The organism is Achromobacter sp. Marseille-Q0513 (assembly GCF_018195695.1).
In the GTDB taxonomy this organism is placed as follows: domain Bacteria; phylum Pseudomonadota; class Gammaproteobacteria; order Burkholderiales; family Burkholderiaceae_B; genus Achromobacter.
Window position 1 is genome coordinate 1 of the sequence record NZ_JAGTJY010000375.1, and the last position, 1,145, is coordinate 1,145.

Sequence of the window (1,145 nt, forward strand, 5' to 3'; positions counted from 1 at the left end):
GGGAGTGTCAGAAATTCCGTGTTCAAGGCGGGCTTAGGAATTACACAGAAGGCCTGATGAACCGTTCCTGATAGAGGATAGCGAATTGGTTCATGGCCTGCTTCCAATCGCGAGCCGGCCGTCCCCAATCTGCGGTGATATTGCGCAGGGCCAGCCAGATCAGCTTTGTCGCGGCGTCGTCGGACGGGAAATGGCCTCGCGTCTTGATGATCTTGCGCAACTGGGCATTGATGCTCTCGATGGCGTTGGTCGTATAAATCACTCGGCGCACCTCTGGCGGAAATGCGAAGAAGGGAATCACGCGATCCCAGGCGCTGCGCCACGCGGCGCGGATCGTCGGGAATTTCTGCCCCCAGGGGCCTTCGGAGAAGGCATCAAGCTCAGCCTCGGCTGTCTCGGCGCTCGTGGCGGTATAGATCGGCCGAATGGCTGCGGCAAGCGCCTTGCGCTCCTTCCAGGTCGCGTAATCCAGGCTGTTGCGGATCAGATGCACGATGCAGGTTTGCAGCGTGGTCGCGGGAAAGACAGCGGCCAGGGCCTCGGGCATGCCCTTCAAGCCATCGGTCACGGCGATCAGGATATCGCCCACGCCTCGGGTCTTCAGATCATTGAAGACCTTCATCCAGAACTTGGCGCCTTCGGTGCCCTCGATCCAAAGGCCAAGAATGTCGCGTGAACCATCGGGCAACACACCCAGCGCCAGGTAGATGGCCTTGTTGCGTACGACCGCATCCTGGCGGATCTTGACCCGCAGCGCGTCAAAGAAGACGACCGGGTACATCGGTTCCAGAGGCCGAGACTGCCAGGCAGTGACCTCGGCCATGACCTCATCGGTCACTGAACTGATGAACTCCGGTGAGACCTCGGTGGCATATTGCTCCAGCAGAAATCCCTGGATCTCGCGCACCGTCATGCCTCGGGCGTACATGGCGACGATCTTGTCGTCAAAACCTGTGAAACGCCGCTCGTGCTTGGGGATAAGCAACGGAGCGAAGCTGCCGTCGCGGTCGCGCGGCACCTCGATACGCACAGGGCCTTCCTCGGTGAGCACCGTCTTGGCGCCCTTGCCATTGCGCTGGTTGGCGACATCGGCCGGCTTGGCCGCACCGCTCGGATAGCCTAGATGATGGTTCATCTCGCCTGCG

1 protein-coding gene is annotated in these 1,145 nt (G+C 60.8%); it reads right to left on the minus strand.

What is annotated here, in order from left to right; genetic code table 11:
* Positions 1 to 40: 40 nt before the first annotated feature.
* Positions 41 to 1,145: IS256 family transposase (locus tag KDH83_RS30735; protein ID WP_212322834.1), on the minus strand; the 1,105-nt coding region annotated here is incomplete at its 5' end.